General features: G+C 41.2%; 15 protein-coding genes. 11 read left to right on the top strand and 4 right to left on the bottom strand.

The window, feature by feature from the left end; translation table 11 throughout:
- Positions 1-61 precede the first annotated feature (61 nt).
- Genes ACTQ50_RS11675 through ACTQ50_RS11650 form a run of 6 tightly spaced genes read left to right on the top strand, consistent with a single transcriptional unit; the run spans position 62 to position 7,482 of the window.
- Entirely contained in the window at positions 62-937 is an 876-nt protein-coding gene (locus ACTQ50_RS11675; RefSeq protein WP_226819883.1) for a carbohydrate ABC transporter permease, read from the top strand.
- 8 nt (positions 938-945) lie between these two features.
- Entirely contained in the window at positions 946-1,785 is an 840-nt protein-coding gene (locus tag ACTQ50_RS11670; RefSeq protein WP_441484352.1) for a carbohydrate ABC transporter permease, read from the top strand.
- Positions 1,786-1,795: 10 nt separating this feature from the next.
- Positions 1,796-3,805, top strand: coding sequence for a beta-galactosidase (locus ACTQ50_RS11665; RefSeq protein WP_441484351.1), 2,010 nt, complete (start codon positions 1,796-1,798; stop codon positions 3,803-3,805).
- Position 3,806: 1 nt separating this feature from the next.
- Positions 3,807-4,430, top strand: a complete 624-nt coding sequence (locus ACTQ50_RS11660) for a hypothetical protein (RefSeq protein ID WP_441484350.1) — start codon at positions 3,807-3,809, stop codon at positions 4,428-4,430.
- Positions 4,431-4,463: 33 nt separating this feature from the next.
- On the top strand, positions 4,464-6,266 hold the full coding sequence (locus ACTQ50_RS11655; RefSeq protein ID WP_441484349.1) for a cache domain-containing sensor histidine kinase: 1,803 nt from the start codon (positions 4,464-4,466) through the stop codon (positions 6,264-6,266).
- Positions 6,238-7,482 (top strand): response regulator transcription factor, encoded by a 1,245-nt coding sequence (locus tag ACTQ50_RS11650; protein WP_441484348.1) that lies wholly within the window; start codon positions 6,238-6,240, stop codon positions 7,480-7,482. Before ACTQ50_RS11655 ends, ACTQ50_RS11650 begins: the two co-directional genes overlap by 29 nt.
- Before the next feature lie 69 nt (positions 7,483-7,551).
- Here ACTQ50_RS11650 and ACTQ50_RS11645 read toward each other — a convergent pair whose 3' ends face one another.
- The 3 genes from ACTQ50_RS11645 to ACTQ50_RS11635 are packed head-to-tail and all read right to left on the bottom strand — an operon-like array spanning position 7,552 to position 10,291.
- On the bottom strand, positions 7,552-8,718 hold the full coding sequence (locus ACTQ50_RS11645) for a HAMP domain-containing sensor histidine kinase (RefSeq protein WP_441484347.1): 1,167 nt from the start codon (positions 8,716-8,718) through the stop codon (positions 7,552-7,554).
- A complete protein-coding gene (locus tag ACTQ50_RS11640) occupies positions 8,715-9,389 on the bottom strand; it encodes a response regulator transcription factor (RefSeq protein ID WP_441484346.1) in 675 nt (224 codons plus the stop codon). Before ACTQ50_RS11640 ends, ACTQ50_RS11645 begins: the two co-directional genes overlap by 4 nt.
- 11 nt (positions 9,390-9,400) lie before the next feature.
- A complete protein-coding gene (locus ACTQ50_RS11635) occupies positions 9,401-10,291 on the bottom strand; it encodes an AraC family transcriptional regulator (RefSeq protein WP_441484345.1) in 891 nt (296 codons plus the stop codon).
- 215 nt (positions 10,292-10,506) lie between these two features.
- Here ACTQ50_RS11635 and ACTQ50_RS11630 point away from each other — a divergent pair, with 215 nt between their 5' ends.
- The 5 genes from ACTQ50_RS11630 (at position 10,507) to ACTQ50_RS11610 (ending at position 14,758) form a co-directional block, all read left to right on the top strand.
- Positions 10,507-12,156 carry a glycoside hydrolase family 43 protein gene (locus tag ACTQ50_RS11630; RefSeq protein ID WP_441484344.1) on the top strand — a complete coding sequence of 550 codons (1,650 nt, stop codon included), beginning with the start codon at positions 10,507-10,509 and terminating at the stop codon, positions 12,154-12,156.
- Between the two features lie 17 nt (positions 12,157-12,173).
- Complete coding sequence (locus ACTQ50_RS11625) at positions 12,174-12,401, top strand: HPr family phosphocarrier protein (RefSeq protein WP_441484343.1); 228 nt, start codon at positions 12,174-12,176, stop codon at positions 12,399-12,401.
- A gap of 111 nt (positions 12,402-12,512) precedes the next feature.
- Entirely contained in the window at positions 12,513-13,754 is a 1,242-nt protein-coding gene (locus ACTQ50_RS11620; protein WP_441484342.1) for a TlpA family protein disulfide reductase, read from the top strand.
- 4 nt (positions 13,755-13,758) lie between these two features.
- On the top strand, positions 13,759-13,908 hold the full coding sequence (locus ACTQ50_RS11615; protein WP_226819892.1) for a CD1871A family CXXC motif-containing protein: 150 nt from the start codon (positions 13,759-13,761) through the stop codon (positions 13,906-13,908).
- Positions 13,909-13,915: 7 nt separating this feature from the next.
- A complete protein-coding gene (locus tag ACTQ50_RS11610) occupies positions 13,916-14,758 on the top strand; it encodes a 4Fe-4S binding protein (protein WP_441484341.1) in 843 nt (280 codons plus the stop codon).
- A gap of 128 nt (positions 14,759-14,886) precedes the next feature.
- Here the strand turns inward: ACTQ50_RS11610 and ACTQ50_RS11605 are convergent, their stop codons facing one another.
- Positions 14,887-15,843, bottom strand: coding sequence for a lactate/malate family dehydrogenase (locus tag ACTQ50_RS11605; protein ID WP_441484340.1), 957 nt, complete (start codon positions 15,841-15,843; stop codon positions 14,887-14,889).
- Positions 15,844-16,008: the final 165 nt, after the last annotated feature.

The following is a 16,008-nucleotide window of genomic DNA, read 5'->3' as shown; positions in this document are numbered from 1 at the left end:
CCTTTTTACGCCCAAAAGTACATGATATCTTCAGGCGTTGCGGTATAGATGAGGAGGCATTATGAATAAATACAAAAAAGTTCCTGTATGTATAGGATTTTTACTTCCGGTATTTTTGATTTATACCATATTTCTGTTTGTTCCGCTGGTTCAGTCTGCGTATTACAGTCTGACAAGCTGGAACGGAGTAACGGAAAAGGTTTTTGTGGGTTTAGATAATTTCAAAGCACTGTTTTCAAACAGCGATTACTGGATCACTTTCTGGAATACCATCAAATTGGTTGTGATCAGTTTATGTATACAGATTCCGGTAGGACTTCTTCTTGCATACCTTTTATATTCAAAAGTAAAAGGTATGAAAATATTCCGTACGATTTTTTTCCTTCCGGTTGTTATCGCTCCAGTGGCTATTTCCCTGATGTTTTCTCTTTTTTACAACAGTGAGATTGGCATATTCAACAAGGTTCTGGAGGCAATTGGTCTGGGAAGATTTGCAACAAACTGGCTTTCCAATATTCATACACTTTTATATGCAGTAATGGTACCTCAGGTCTGGCAGTACATTGGACTTTACGTAACCATATTTTTAGGAGCGCTGCAGTCCATGCCGGAAGAGCTTTCTGAGAGTGCACAGATTGATGGGGCAAACAGAACTCAGACATTTTTCCATGTTGTTTTGCCTGAAATCGCGAATTTTACAAATATATGTGTAATTCTGTGTGTGACAGGCTCTCTGAAAGCCTTTGAACATTCCTGGATCATGACAGGAGGCGGACCTGGTGTGAGGTCAGCATATCTTGGGGTTTACATGTATAAAACAGCATTTGTAAACTCAGATTTTGGAACTGGAAGTGCGATTACAGTGACAATTGTATTGCTGTCTCTTGTAATTACCGTATTATTTAATACAATTTCTGCCTGGCGGGAGAAAAGATAGGAGGAGCCATGAGATTTTTTCGTAAATCCTGGAAATATCAGGTAACGACTGTGATTAAATATTTGTTTCTGATACTGGTAGCGATTGTATCGTTATATCCGTTTATATGGGTGCTGATTTCTTCTTTTAAAGATAATAATTCTATTTTTGGAGATCCGTTTGGATTGCCGGTAAAAATTGCTTTTGAAAATTATAAAGAAGTGTGGGCTGGTGCGGATGTAGGCCGAAATTTTTTAAATAGTATGATCGTTTGCCTTACTACACTGGTAATTTTGATCATTATTACATCTATGGGGTGTTATATTCTTACCAGGGTATGGAAAAATACATTTCTTTCCACATATTTTTCACTGGGAATTATGATTCCAATCCATGCACTTTTGATTCCGTCTGTGCTGATTTTCAAAAAAATCGGATTAACAGATAATTTATTTTCACTAGTTCTGATGTACACGGCAATTAATATATCTCTTAGCATGTATATCATGAATGGATTTTTTGACAGCATTCCAAGAGAAATGGATGAGGCTGCTACGATTGATGGATGTTCCAGAAGTCAGATTTTCCTACGCATTATTTTCCCAATTGCAAAGCCTGGAATTGCTACGGTTGCCACTCTGGCGTTTTTGAACTGTTGGAACGATCTGCTTATGGGACTTGTTCTGATTTCATCTCCGCAAAAGAAAACTTTATCTCTTGCGATTTCTGCATTAAAGGGTTCCTATGCTACACGATATGGTCTCCTGTGTGCCGGATTTGTAATTTCCATAGTTCCGGTTGTTATTATGTATCTGCTTTTCCAGAAACAGGTTATTGCCGGAATGACAGCAGGTGCAGTGAAAGGATAATGGTACTGATATGAAGAAAAGTGTAAGATTTACACAAAATGGAATTTATCTGGAAGGTTCTCAGTCAGAGAAAGAAGGAAAAGAAATTCCGTTGTATAGCGGCTCCATCCATTATTGGAGAATGGCTCCTGAAACATGGGAAACAGCGCTGATCAATGCAAAGAATATGGGATTTTCTATCGTAGAAACATATATTCCATGGGGGGTACATGAGCCAGAGAGAAATGAGTTTGATTATGGGAAAAAAGACCCGAGAAAAGATTTGAATAAATTTCTGGATATTTGCGAAAAAGTTGGACTGTATGTAATCGTAAGGCCGGGACCCCACATCAATGCGGAGATGACCTGGTTTGGTTATCCACAGTGGCTTCTCAGAATGCCGGAAATACAGGCAAAGACACCGCTGGGTACTTCTGTAGTATATCCTTATGTAACAGGTGCATTTCCCATTCCATCCTATGCAAGCTCAAAACTGTATGAGGAGACAAGACACTATTTCAAAAGTTTTGCAGAAATTCTGAAAAAACATTGCTATCCGAAAGGTGGAATCGTTGCAATTCAGGCAGATAATGAGACTTGCAATTTTTTCAGAGATCAGCCATATATTATGGACTATTCTGAGGAATCGGTTCAGCAATATTACAGATTTCTGGAAGAAAAATATAAGGAAATTGAGAAGCTGAATAAAACTTATCATTCCAAGTATAAGAAATTTGAAGAAATATGTCCTCCTGCAGGCTACCAGGAGAAAGATGAAAATCTGGAGTATTATTTTGACTGGCTGGAATACAAAGAATATCAGATCCTGGAAGCTTTGCGAAAAATGGTTGAGATTCTGGAAGAGCTTGAACTTCCGATTCCAATTTTTCATAACTGTGCTTACCAGAATTACACACCAATTTCCATGCAGCGTGATGAGGAGATTCCAGGTCTCTCAGTGGCCGGAATTGACGCATATCCGGATCCAGGTGATACTTCGATGCTGAAGGAAAGAATCCGCTATCTTGCAGGAAGCAGTAAACTTCCATTTGTACCTGAATTTGGTTCCGGTTCCTGGTTCGACAGGGAACAGCTGCTTAGTCCGGAAGAGGAAAGGTTTGGCTATTTGTATGCGTTCATGAATGGAATGAAGGCAGTAAACTTTTATATGCTTGCTGACCGTGACCGTTGGACTGGCTGCCCGCTTCGAAATGATGGCACTATCCGGGAGAAATGGTACAAAATGTTTCTGGATTTGCTAAGTCTGTTGAAGAATTCAGAGTTAAATACATATAGCAGAAATGCCAGAATTCTTGTATTGAAAAATTATGATATGGGTCGTTTGCGGGCTCTTGTGTCCACGAGAAACCGAAATATGTTTTCCTCCAACTGTTTCATAAAAGGAACAGACATACCAGGAAGCCTGTGGAAAGCTGAAGCTTATGCCGGAAAACTGAATATAGACAGCTGTACTGGCGGATATGACAGGGAAATGTGGGTACAGGAAATTATGGAAACTCTTGATCAGAATGGGTTTGAATATGATATGTCTGATTGCTATGTTACACAGGAAAAGCTGGCTCAGTATGATGTTGTTTTTGCAGCTTCCTATAATTTTATGGAGCCATGGATTCAGAAAAAATTGCTGGATTTTTCCAGACTTTCAGGAAAACAGCTATATCTGGGACCAACTGTACCGGAAATTGACAGGCGGGGGAACGGGTGTACCTTATTAAAAGAGGAAAGCACAGTAAAAACGGTGGTAAATCCGAAAGATCTATTATTGGAAGATCTTCCAAAATCAGAGTACAGCAGTACAAATTGTGAATTGGCTGTTTACAGAAGAGAATGTGATAATGCCATCCTAATTTTTGTGGCAAATACTTCAGAAAAGTCCAAAGAAGCGTCGATAGATTTCCGGGGAAGACGAAAATTTACAGATATGCAAAGCCATGCTAATAAAACAGTAACTGATTGTTTGAATGTGACACTTCGTCCATTTGAAATTCAAATCTGGAAAGTAAAAAAGGAGGAGCACTGAAATGGTTGATAAAAATATATCCGCAGAATGCCTGAAACCAGAGCTTTGGACTCATCTTCAGGAGATTCTGGATCTGTATTGTCCTCCTGTAAAGATTCTTCATATTTTGCAAAAGGCAGAGGGACTTCGGGCAGTTACCCAGAATGGTGAAAAGGTTATGCTGGATTCAAAGTCCCTGGAGCAGCCGAAAGGATTATTAGAGGCTTTTCCAGCGATAGATGAAGTACGGATTTATACAGAAGCTGCAATGGATTGTTACGATAAAAAGCTACAGACGGAAGAGGTTTATGACTGGGATATTGATGATTATCTGGAATATCAATATCGGGCACTGGAAGAAACAGATGGAATACAGGTGATCCGGAGAAGTGATTTTCCCAGGCATATTTTCCAGCCATTGAAAAAATGGATTCAGGAAGATGGTACCTACCTTTTGTGGGTAACAAATCAGGGAAAGCTGTACTTCAATTGTATTCTGGTGGTAAGAGAGAATAAAATAAAGATACTGACCACATCTGGCCGGTATGGTGATGACTGGGAGGATTTAGAAAAGGTAAAAAAGAATCTGGAAAAAGAATTTTATGATTTGTCCTGTCATGTTATAATAAAAGATGGGAATTTCTGACAATAATAACATAAAAAGGGAAGGTGACCCGGAATGAGAAAATGGATTGGTAAATTTAAAACAATTTCCATACAAAAGAAAATGGCAATTGCGATGTTAGTTACGCCTGTTTTGTCCAGTTTGATCATTCTGGGTTTTTATTATAACTATACAAGAGAGTTTTATCGTGAAAAGGTGGCCATATTTCAGGAAAACAACCGTAAAAATATGACTGCCAATGTGAATAATATTCTGCGTCAGATTGATACGGTATCGGATCAGGTATTGGGGCTTGCAGTTTTGTCTTCTGAATTTGAAAATTATTCGGAAAAAAGTACATATGACCGTTTGCTTTTGTATCGGAAAATAACATCTCAGCTTACAAATATCTGCATCTCAAATGATACTATAGACAATATTTATATATTGGATTTTGATGGAAATGGTTTCAGTTCCAACAGCGAGTGGAATGAAGAGGTTTATAAAGAGGAGCTGGCAGAGCCTTTGTCCAGGGACCAGCAAGGGAAAACAGTGATTCTCCCACCTCACAGGGCAGCTTACAGATACCGCGGAAATGGAGATAAAGCTCCCTATATGGTCAGTATGCTGATTTATTTGAACAGATATACACAAAGTGGTGCAATCGGACTGATCCAGATGGATATTCCCTATGAAAAGATCAGAAAGTCAGTGGAATTGCTGGAAATGACCCAGAGTGATTTTTCTTTTATTGTAGATGAAAACGATTATCTGATTTATGCTCCTGATTCCGCAGATATAGGGAAAAAGGCCAGTAATGTTGTTTACGGAAGTTATAATCTGGGTGGTCTTTGGGAGAAAGTCAACGCAGATTATAAAAAAGAAAATAATGGAGAACAAAGTCTGATTAAAAAGGTTGCCCTGTTTAATAAAAAGTGGTATCTGATTCAGGTGAACAGTGATGTCATGTTTCGGGAGGAGCTGGGAAAGATTCAGAATACCTGGCTTCTGGTATTTGTAATCTGTCTGTTATGTGCTCTCGGATTGTCTCTCAGCTTATCCCACAGCATAACAAAGCCCATTGCAGGCCTGATCAAAAGTATGGGAAAAGTCAGTCAGGGAAATTTTAATATTCAGGTAGAAAAGCCAGATAACAAAGATCTGGCAGAATTAGTGGAAAGCTTTAACACCATGATTCTGGAAGTGGATGTTCTGATGAAAGAAAATATTCAGAAAGAGCATGAAAAAACCAGAATGGAAATGATGGCGTTAAATGCAAAGATCAATTCCCATTTTCTTTATAACACTTTAAATACCATTAAGTGGCAGGCCATTTCCCAGAGTCAGATGGATATTGCCAACAGTATTGTGGCGCTGACAAAAATTCTGGAATATAGCTGTAAAAACACCCTGGATATGGTCGCACTTAGAGAAGAGATCCAGTTTATTGAGGACTATATTTATATTCAGAACATGCGGTATGGCAGCAGTGTTGTTGTCAAATATCAGATTGAAGATGACTGCAGAGAGTGTCTGGTGCTGAAAATGTTATTGCAGCCAATTGTGGAAAATGCATTGATTCATGCTTTCGACAATAGCGGAGAGGGAAATGTAATTACAGTTACATGTAAGAAAAATAAGGGACATATGAAGATTTCCGTGTATGACAATGGCCGTGGCTTTCAGTATGAAGGCTTTGACAAGCTTACGGGAATAGGCCTGAATAATATAAAAGACAGACTGGAGCTTAATTTTGGAACAGAATCAGAAATGCAGATTTATAGTGTAATAGGAGAAGGGACCCGTGTGACAATAGTATTTCCGATTGTTGAGGGAGGAAAAGCAGCAGATGAAAGTCTTACTGATCGTAGACGATGAAGCCTATGCAAGGCAGGCCGTGGCAAATACGATTTCGTGGGCCGAGCATGGAGTGGAAGTTCATCAGGTATCCAGCGGAAAAGAAGCACTGGAATTTATGGAAAAACGTACAGTAGATGTGTTGATGACAGACATACGTATGCCGTCAATGACAGGTCTGGAGTTGTTGGAAAAGGTTTATCAGAATGGCTGGTCTCCAGCAGCAATTGTTCTTAGCAGCTTTAATGAGTTTGAGCTTGTGCGCAGTGCCATGCAGCTTGGTGCAGAGGATTACCTGTTTAAACCAACTATGATGCCAACAGACATTTTGGAGTCAGTACAAAGAGTTCTGGAAAAGAAAAAAGAAACAAAGAAAAAGGCAGTTCAGGCTATTTCTAAAAAAGAAATATTGGAAAGGTTTCTTCAGGGAGAAAAGGTTTCCAGGGAGAAATACGGAATTTCAGAGGAGCAATGGCAGGAACTGGAGACAACGGAGTATGCAATTGCCAGTGTCCGATTGACGAAATATCAGGATTGTCTGGTGAGAGTGTTTGGGGACGACCTGAGTCTTATGCAGTTTTCCATTGGAAACGTGCTGGAAGAGGTTATGGGAACGGAGTATGAATGTTTTCTCTATCGGATTAATTACAAGGAATATGCAATTATCTGCTGCAAAACAGAAATTCTTGAGCAAAACAGCTGTTTTATTGATGGGATTTATAACAAGCTGAATTCAGGATTTACGTTCCTGAAGCTGCATTATCAGATTGAAGTTGTAGCAGGTATCAGTAATCTGGTGCAGGGAGCAGAAGCTTTGAATCGAAGCTATGCTTTGGCAGTGGAGCTATGTGCAACAGCAGATTCTGAAGTAAACAAGATTCGTTTTTCCGGCGCACTGGATATTTCCGGTTCAATGAAAAGAGAGATGGTGCAGGCACTGAATTATATTGGTGAAAATCTTGGGAATAAAGAGCTTTCCCTGCAGATGGTAGCTGAAAAAATTGGTGTGAGTAAAAACTATTTCAGTAAAATTTTTAAGGAAAGTACAGGAGTTAAATTTGTAGATTATATTACCAAACAGAGAATGGAACAGGCCAGAAATCTTTATCTGAACAGTGATTTGAAAATATACGAAATTGCAGAACTGGTTGGATATTCGGACTGGCATTATCTTTATAATCTTTATAAGAAGATTTACGGACATTCGCTGTCAAAGGAAAAAGAAGGGAAGAAATAGAGGGGAAAAACATATGTCTTGCCACAAGAATTTAATTATGCGGCAAGACATATGCGTGTAAAGACATATTCAGGAATTCTCCACAGGCAGCATAAGCGCTATCGTGCTGCCTGTTTCGCTGCTTTCCAGCACATTTACGGTTCCCCCGTGCTCTTTGGCAATGGAGTCAACCAGCGCCAGCCCCAGTCCGGCACCTCCCATGGCCCGGCTGCGGGACTTGTCTACACGGAAAAAAGGATCAAAGATTTTTTTTTGATTTTCAGGTGAAATACCGATGCCGGTGTCTGTTACCAGGACCATAGCCTGCCCTTTTTCCTGTTTCACAGAAACGGAAACTGAACCATGGGGGCGATTATATTTAATGGCATTTTCCACCAGATTGTAGACTGCACGATAAAGAAGTACATAGCTGCCGGTGACATCGGTATGCGAATCCTGACTGGCGCTGTCATTAAAATGAATGGAAATTCCTGCTTTTTCTGCAACTGGGTCCAGGTCGCAGAACACCTCATCGACAAGCTCTTCCAGCGTAACCTGATCCGTTCGTGGAACAGATTTCAGATTTGTCATGTCAAGAAGAGTTCCCACCAACTGGGAAAGCCTTGCTGTCTGTTCTTTAATCATGGTGAAAAGCCGTCTGTATTCAATTATTTCCGGTTCCTGCTTTTTCTCGAAAACTTCCAGGTTGGTCTGCAATACTGCTAGTGGTGTCCGCAGCTCATGAGCGGCATTTGCAGAAAACTGTTTCTGTGTACTGAAGGCATTGTCCAGCCTGGCCAGCATTTCATTGAAAGAGCTGGTCAGCTGTGCAATTTCATCCTTTGAATTGGGAACTGCCAGCTGAGTGGAAAGGTTCTGAGCCTGAATCTGACTGACTTCGTTGGTTAGCTTCTGCAGTGGTGTGAGGGTCTTTTTCGTAAGAAAATAAGTACACACACTGGAAAGAAGAATAATGATCGTGGTTGCAATAACACTTCGGAGAAGAAAAGCCTCTTTGGTTTCCTGGATTTCCTGCTCAAACTGAGGAAAAAGGGCTTTGGGATCTACATTAAAGGTAATGGGGGAATCTCCATCCTGGGGATCCACCTTGATCATGTAATTCTGCAATCCGTCCATTCCCGATACGGCGGAATGACTGATGAAAAAATACATAAGAACGCAGGAGATGATCATCAGTAAGGACAGCAATAAAGTGAGTTTCAGCTGAAGTGAGGTGTGGAAACGTTTTTTTATCATCTGTATTCCTCCAATATATAGCCCTGGCCAATTTTATTCTGAATAGGGTCAAATCCAATTGCAGTCTTTAGTTTTTTTCTAAGAGATGAAATGTGCACACGGATGGAATTGCTGAAAGTATTTACGCTTCCATCCCAAATGTGTTCGATCATTTCTTCCGGTGAAATGACCCGGTTCTGGTGGAGCAGGAAATATTCCAGAAGGCTGCTTTCTTTTCTGGTAAGGGAAAGCGGCACTCCATTTACAGAAGCTTCTCTTGTTCTGGTATCAAAGGTAAGCTGATTCCATTTCAGGCATACATCCTCTTGAACAAATTTCCGCCGGGTAAGGCTTCGGATTCTGGCTTCCAGCTCCTGGAAGTGAAAGGGCTTGGTAAGATAATCATTGGCTCCCAGATCCAGACCGTTTACTTTATCTTCAATCTGATCCCGGGCGGACAGGATCAGAACCGGGGTATTGGTATTGTGTTCCCGGAATTGGCGGAGAATTTCCAGACCGTCCGTGCCGGGAAGATTCAGATCCAGCAGGATCAGGTCATAATTTTCTGTCATACACAGGCAAAGCCCCTCGTCTCCATCGAAACAGATATCTGTTTCATAACCATCTATGCGAAGTCCCTCCGCAACAGAGCGGCAGAGCTGTTCTTCGTCTTCTATAATTAAAATGTGCATATTGTCTCCTTTCATAATGTGGTTTTCTGATAGACAGAATTATTTTTACGTACTTCAGTTGGTGTGGCACAAAAATGCTCATAAAAAACTTTTCGAAACAGTTTATAATTAGTGAATCCGTGGCGCTCCAGAATGACAGAAATTTTATCATTTGTGGATACCAGATCCTGATAAATATGGGAAATACGGATGTCATTCTGGTATTCCAGAAATGTTGTTCCCATACATTTCTTAAAAAACCGGCAGAAATACTTAGGATCAAACATGGCAATCCTGGAAATTTTAGTAAGGGAAATGGCTCTGTTATAATTGCAGTGAATGTAATCCAGAACAGGCTTTAGTTTTTCCAGATTCTGATTTTGCCTGCTTGTGGAATCTGCTGTAAATCTGAAACTGAAATTGTGATAAAGCTGATAAAGCACGTCAAAAAGAAGCGTGTTAAACAACAGCGGTGCTCCGTCTGGTTTTGTATCCATTATAAACTGCATTTGCTCCAGTTTTTCTTTAAATTGATCTATTTGTGTTTTTTGTCTGTCCCATTCTGGCTGAGAAGCTTGTCTGGGAGTTTCTTCAAGCTGAAAAGTCAGCTGGGAGGCATCGGGAACAAATCTTTCCAGAAACAGAAGTGGAATCTGAAATACAATGGCTTTGTTTGGACGTGTACATAAAGTGGAATGTATCCTGTTTGGCTGTATCAGCGTACATTGCCCAGACCTAAGATTTCTGGAAGTGCCTTCTGTATTTACTTTCAGTTCGCCTTCCTGTAAATAGAGAATTTCAATGGCGTCATGCCAATGAGGCGGCACATAGCTTCCAAAATCCACCGATGTATAAAAACGCACATTTGTCCTGAAATCAAGAGGAATCACTTCATAATTTGAAGTCGTGATCACTTTTTTCATAACTGTCTGACTCCATAAAAAAGAGAATATTAACCTATTACTTAGATACTATCATATCTGGAAATTTGAGAGCAAGTAATTTATTCTAAATTTATAAAAAACTGTTCGAGGGCAACATTCTGCGAGGCGATTCCCGTTCAGTCCGTGAACAGCAACTGATAATAACAATATTGACATTTTTGTACAGACATTTTTAAGAAAGAGAGGTTTTTCCTATGATCCAGAATCCAATTTTACCCGGTTTCCACGCCGATCCATGTATCTGCCGCAAAGGCGACGACTTCTATATTGCAGTATCCTCCTTTGAGTGGTTCCCAGGAATCCCCATTTATCATTCAAAGGATATGAAAAACTGGGAGCTGTATTCCCATGCTCTTACCAATGCGGAAGAGCCTGACTTAAAAAAGCTGCCAAGTGCAAAAGGAATCTGGGCACCTTGCCTGACCTACTGTGAAGCAGATGATCTGTTTTATGTAGTATATGGTGTAATGAATTCTATGAATGCCAGATATTTTGATGTAGATAACTATCTGATCACAGCAAAAGATCTGCGCGGCCCCTGGAGTGAACCGGTTTATCTTCATTCTTCCGGTTTTGATGCTTCTATGTTTCATGATGATGACGGCAAAAAATATATTGTGGCTCTTGAATGGGAGACAAGAACAGAATACGAGAAACCGGGTCCGATCTGCATTGTAGAATATGATCCGGCACAGAAAAAAGTAGTGGGAATGCCAAAAGCTTTCTGGAGAGGAGGTACAGACCGTGGTTGTATTGAGGCGCCTCATCTGACTAAGCGTGGGAATTACTACTATATAATGTGTGCTGAAGGCGGAACGGGCTATTATCATAGCGTGACAATGGGACGTTCTGAAAATGTATGGGGACCATATGAGGCTGATCCATGTAACCCAATTGTAACTTCTGTTCCGGAAAATCATAACGAACGTGCTGATTGGGATCACTTGAAGCCTCGCTATTATAATCCGGAGAGTAAGCTTCAGAAATCAGGTCATGCCAGTTATGTGGATCTTCCGAACGGAGAAACCTGGCTGGTACATCTCACTTCCAGACCTTTTGTTCCGGAGCTTCGCTGCACTCTTGGCCGTGAAACTGCCATTCAGCGAATGAAATGGACAGAGGATGGCTGGCTTCGAATGGAAAATGGAGGCAATATGGCCCAGGAGTTTGTGGAGGAGAGTAAGCTTCCCGAGTATCCGGTGAAAAAGCTTCCGCAGAGGGATGACTTTGATTCTGAAACTCTTGGAATCGGTTATTATGCGCCTCGCATTGATCCTGTGACTTTTGTTGACCTGAAAGCAAGACCAGGCTGGATTCGCCTGCGTGGTCAGGAATCCGGCTGCTCTTTGAATAAGACAAGTATTTTGGCAAGAAAGCTGACAAGTGTACAGGCAGCGGTAACGACAAAGGTTGATTTCACTCCGCTGAGTTACCAGCATACAGCTGGCTTGATTCTTTATTATGATAATATGAATTTTGTATATTTGTATAAATATTTCAGCGATACGCTGAATCACAGTGCGATTTCTGTTATGCAGGTGGAAAATGGAATAAAACGGGAATTCCCGGAAGCAAGGACTTTTGTGGAAGACGGACAGGACATCTGGATGCGGCTGGAGATAAAGGGCAGAAAATCCTGTTTTAAGTGGTCGCTTGATGGAGATACCTATAAAGAAATCGGACCATGCTTTGATACTACGAAATTTTCGGATGAGTATTCTGAGTTTGGTGAATTTACAGGAACCTTCGTAGGAATCACCTGTGGCGACCGTATGCTTCATCAGCACACAGCTGATTTTGACTTCTTTGAATATGTGGCAGATGAAACTGTGGATATAAAATGATAAAGGAGAAATGAGGAATGGTAAAACGTAAAGTTAGAATTGAGAATATGAAAGATGTTGATACATTTAATAAGTTATGTTCTAAATTCGATTGTGATATGGATTTAATCAGTGGAAAATATTATGTAAACGCAAAATCTATTATGGGAATCTTCAGTCTTGACCTGGAAATGCCATTAGAGCTTGTGGCAGATATGGAAGATGAAAAAATAGTTGATAATGTTTTTAAGGAGTTTCTTGTTTAACAGCCTGAAATAAATGGTTTTTTCAAAAAAATAAAATTCTTAACACAGATTTTATAGGAAAGATGTTAAAATACGTTCAGACAAATAAAAAACGCTGAAAGGAAAATTAAAATGATGAATAAAAAAAGACTTATGGCAATTCTGGCAGCAGGAGTTCTGACCGCAACATCTTTCAATCCCGCTATGATCAAGGCTGAAAGCGTATCCGCAGAGGAAGCCGGCATGGCAGTTCCGGCAGATGCAGCAGGAGTAGCAGTTTCTGCAGATGAGGCCGGCGCAGCAGTATCAGCAGACGAAGCAGGCGTAGTGGTAGCCGGTGACGGTTCTGAGACAGCTGTTTTCTCTGGAGATGGCACACCTGTGAAAAAAACAGTAAAAGCAGCAGATATTAATATGAAGGTGCAGGATTCCTACGATTTCCCATTCCTTGGCTTAAAGGCAGTCCTTCCGGAAGAACTGAAGAAACAGATAGAAAACTCCGATATGCTTATGATCACAGAGGAAGAATGGAATGATGACATGACCGGCTTCAAGTATGCCTTTTTCCACTGGAATAAGCTTACTGAGGAGCAGAAAAACGAAGATGTAAACCTTCTTGGAACCGGTTATGAGGACTGGCTTAAGAGCATCGAAAGAGTTGGTACACTTGGTGTTTACAGCAAGGATGTGATCGATGATCTGGATTCCATCACAGGCTGTAACGAGCACAAAGAGCTGGGAACCAGCGAGGATGGAAATTATAAGTACTATCTCAGCATTAATAAAGATGCTGAATCTGATTTAACAGATGAGATTGAAAAAATCGAGACTACAATTACAGAAATGACAGCATTTGATCCAAATAAATCCGTATTTGATATGCCAGCAGAAAATGCCAACCCGGATGCAGAAAATGTAGGTGCATTTGAGACAACGGATATTGATGGAAATGCTTATACAGAAAAAGTATTCAGCGACTATGACCTGACTCTTGTAAACTGCTTTACAACCTGGTGCTCTCCATGTGTAAATGAAATGCCAGACCTTGACAAGCTTTATCAGGAAATGAAGGAAAAGGGAGTGGGCGTAGTAGGAATGGTTATCGATTCTGTAGGCGAGGACGGAACAACAGATGAAGATATTGTGAAAAAGGCTCAGATTCTCAAGGAAAAAACAGGAGTTACCTATCCTCTTCTGATTCCAGATGCAGGAAACATGAATGGACGTATCAGCGGTCTCAGCAGTTTCCCGGAATCCTTCTTTGTAGATAAAGATGGAAACATTGTAGGTGATCCGATTATGGGCAGCAGAAGTCTGGAAGACTGGAAAGCAGCTGTAGAGGATGCCCTGGAAAATATCAAAGCAGGAGAATAAGCATATGAAAAAAATCGCCGAATCCAAATGGACCGGAATCGCCCTTGCAGCGGTGGGGATTCTGATGATGGCCTTTGGTATTTACCGGGGTGAAATGGAAGTTGTTTTTACAAAAGCTGTAAATATCTGTATGGAGTGTATTGGAATTGGATGATAAGAAAATGAACATAAAAAACTGGCCCAGACATACCATACAGGCACTTTGGGCGCTGCTTACAAATTCACATTTATCTGGATTTGTAACTGGAAAAATATATACAGGAAAGCTGAAAAATGCCTGTGTTCCTGGACTGAACTGCTATTCCTGTCCCGGGGCAGCAGGAGCCTGTCCCATTGGTTCCTTACAGGCTGTGGTTGGAAGCTGGAACTTTAAATTTGCCTACTACGTAATCGGATTTCTGATTTTCGTAGGTGCGATCCTGGGAAGGCTGGTGTGTGGTTTTCTCTGCCCCTTTGGACTGATCCAGGACCTGCTGAATAAGATTCCTTTTCCAAAGAAAATCCGTACCTTCAAGGGGGACAAGCTTCTTCGAAAGCTGAAATATGTGATTTTTCTGGTGTTTGTAATCCTGCTTCCCCTGTTTCTCACAGACATAATGGGGCAGGGAGCACCCTATTTCTGTAAGCTGATCTGTCCGGCCGGAACGTTGGAGGGCGGACTGCCGCTGGTACTTTTGAACAAGGCGATGCGCGGTGCCATTGGCTGGCTGTATATATGGAAAAACACAATTCTAATCGTGACAATTGTTCTTTCCATTATCATTTACAGACCATTTTGCCGTTATATTTGTCCGCTTGGCGCGTTTTATTCCGTATTCAATAAGGTTTCCATTTACCGTTACCGGGTAGATATGGAGAAATGCGTTGGCTGTGGAAAATGTGCAAAGGCTTGCCAGATGGCGGTCAATCCTGTGGAAAACCCCAACAGTCCGGAATGTATCCGTTGCGGACGGTGTAAGCAGGCATGTCCAGTACACGCCATTGCGAGTGGGTGCAAGAGATAATAGGGATTCACTTTATGTATGTTTTATAAAAAAAGCTTACTGCAATTTAGACATGGAAAAATGTATGTTTAAGTTGTAGTAAGCTTTTGGTATTTATGGAGCTCTAGAGCCTGTCTGCTGGGGGCATATCAGGAAATACTCTCAATCACTCCGCGGAGATAATCGTAGCAGATCTTAAGATTTTTCTCCCCCTCTTTGTCCAGCGGAATCTGCAAAGTGCGCTCCACGCCGTTTCGGGAAATGACGCATGGAAGGCTCATTGCGATTCCCTCCAATCCATATTCCCCTTCCAGGACAACGGAGGCTGGTACTATAGCGCGCTCATTTCGCATGATAGCACCCACAAGACGACATACGCTAAGGGCGATACCGGAGCTCGTGTAGCCCTTCAGTTCTACAATATCCAGACCGCTGACCTTCACCTCGTGAAGCAGCTTTTCACAGTCAATTGGCTCCTTCAGGCCAAACTGTTTCTGAAAATCATGAAAAGGAATTCCTACTATATTAACTGCATTCCATGGGATAAAGCTAGTGCCGCCGTGTTCGCCCAGAACGAAGCCGGTGACATTTTTTGCATCTACGCCGCAAAGGTCGGCTAGCATTTTATTGAAGCGGGCGGTGTCCAGGAGCGTACCGGTACCGATCAGAAGGTTTCGGGGATAGTTGAATTCCTTCTGTGCGATAAAGGTAAGAATATCCATAGGATTTGAAACATTGATAATAATGGCAGAACGGGTGTAAGTGGTGATCTGTGTCATGATCTCCTTCATCACCTGTACATTGGTCTGCAGCAGCACCATGCGGTCACGGGAGTTGCCAGGCTGAATGCTGGGACCGGCAGTGTTGATGATGATCTGGGCGTCCTTACAGTCTTCGTAGGTTCCTACGCGGATGTTGGCGTTGGCACTATATGCGAAGGCTGTGGTGTGGCTGGCATCTAACACAACCCCCAATGCTTTTTTCTCATTTCTGTTTATGACAACAATCTCATCTGCAAGATTCATTCGAAGAAGAGAATCCAGAATGGCAGATCCCACATGACCTGCGCCAATCAGAACAATTTTTCCATAACTTATATTTTCCATGATGTCAGGCTCCTTTAGAAACGTAAACTTTCATATATGGTGATGTCACCGACAGGCGACATGTCCGTTTTGAGAATAAGAATAGCACTTGTGTGATGCAGAAACAAGAGAATTTTGGATTGCACTGTAAAAAATACGGAATGATAAAAATGAAAACGATTTTCA

Source organism: Blautia sp. Sow4_E7 (genome assembly GCF_052116245.1).
GTDB lineage: Bacteria > Bacillota > Clostridia > Lachnospirales > Lachnospiraceae > Blautia_A.
This window is presented reverse-complemented; position numbering and strand designations above follow the sequence as displayed.

Excerpts from the sequence above, each read along its gene's own strand:
- ACTQ50_RS11670 (WP_441484352.1), top strand. The coding sequence starts at position 946 with ATGAGATTTTTTCGTAAATCCTGGAAATATCAGGTAACGACTGTGATT.
- ACTQ50_RS11625 (WP_441484343.1), top strand. The coding sequence starts at position 12,174 with ATGGTAAAACGTAAAGTTAGAATTGAGAATATGAAAGATGTTGATACA.
- ACTQ50_RS11620 (WP_441484342.1), top strand. The coding sequence starts at position 12,513 with ATGATGAATAAAAAAAGACTTATGGCAATTCTGGCAGCAGGAGTTCTG.
- ACTQ50_RS11645 (WP_441484347.1), bottom strand. The coding sequence starts at position 8,718 with ATGATAAAAAAACGTTTCCACACCTCACTTCAGCTGAAACTCACTTTA.
- ACTQ50_RS11675 (WP_226819883.1), top strand. The coding sequence starts at position 62 with ATGAATAAATACAAAAAAGTTCCTGTATGTATAGGATTTTTACTTCCG.
- ACTQ50_RS11665 (WP_441484351.1), top strand. The coding sequence starts at position 1,796 with ATGAAGAAAAGTGTAAGATTTACACAAAATGGAATTTATCTGGAAGGT.
- ACTQ50_RS11650 (WP_441484348.1), top strand. The coding sequence starts at position 6,238 with ATGAAAGTCTTACTGATCGTAGACGATGAAGCCTATGCAAGGCAGGCC.
- ACTQ50_RS11605 (WP_441484340.1), bottom strand. The coding sequence starts at position 15,843 with ATGGAAAATATAAGTTATGGAAAAATTGTTCTGATTGGCGCAGGTCAT.
- ACTQ50_RS11660 (WP_441484350.1), top strand. The coding sequence starts at position 3,807 with ATGGTTGATAAAAATATATCCGCAGAATGCCTGAAACCAGAGCTTTGG.
- ACTQ50_RS11630 (WP_441484344.1), top strand. The coding sequence starts at position 10,507 with ATGATCCAGAATCCAATTTTACCCGGTTTCCACGCCGATCCATGTATC.
- ACTQ50_RS11635 (WP_441484345.1), bottom strand. The coding sequence starts at position 10,291 with ATGAAAAAAGTGATCACGACTTCAAATTATGAAGTGATTCCTCTTGAT.
- ACTQ50_RS11655 (WP_441484349.1), top strand. The coding sequence starts at position 4,464 with ATGAGAAAATGGATTGGTAAATTTAAAACAATTTCCATACAAAAGAAA.
- ACTQ50_RS11610 (WP_441484341.1), top strand. The coding sequence starts at position 13,916 with ATGAACATAAAAAACTGGCCCAGACATACCATACAGGCACTTTGGGCG.
- ACTQ50_RS11615 (WP_226819892.1), top strand. The coding sequence starts at position 13,759 with ATGAAAAAAATCGCCGAATCCAAATGGACCGGAATCGCCCTTGCAGCG.
- ACTQ50_RS11640 (WP_441484346.1), bottom strand. The coding sequence starts at position 9,389 with ATGCACATTTTAATTATAGAAGACGAAGAACAGCTCTGCCGCTCTGTT.